Genomic DNA, 449 nt, shown 5'->3' on the forward strand with positions numbered 1-449 from the left:
TTAAGACTCGCTTTCGCTACGCCTCCCCTATTCGGTTAAGCTCGCCACTGAAAATAAGTCGCTGACCCATTATACAAAAGGTACGCAGTCACCCAACAAAGTGGGCTCCCACTGCTTGTACGCATACGGTTTCAGGATCTATTTCACTCCCCTCTCCGGGGTTCTTTTCGCCTTTCCCTCACGGTACTAGTTCACTATCGGTCAGTCAGTAGTATTTAGCCTTGAAGGATGGTCCCCCCATATTCAGACAAAGTTTCTCGTGCTCCGTCCTACTCGATTTCATGACTAAGAGATTTTCGCGTACAGGGCTATCACCCACTATGGCCGTACTTTCCAGAACGTTCCGCTAATCTCAAAGCCACTTAAGGGCTAGTCCCCGTTCGCTCGCCACTACTAAGGGAATCTCGGTTGATTTCTTTTCCTCAGGGTACTTAGATGTTTCAGTTCCC

General features: G+C 48.8%; 1 rRNA gene. It reads right to left on the bottom strand.

The window, feature by feature from the left end:
• Positions 1-449: ribosomal RNA gene (locus DU29_RS0129165) — 23S ribosomal RNA — on the bottom strand; the annotation flags it as partial.

Origin of the sequence: Pseudomonas sp. Ant30-3 (genome assembly GCF_000690905.1) — a bacterium.
Taxonomy (GTDB): domain Bacteria; phylum Pseudomonadota; class Gammaproteobacteria; order Pseudomonadales; family Pseudomonadaceae; genus Aquipseudomonas.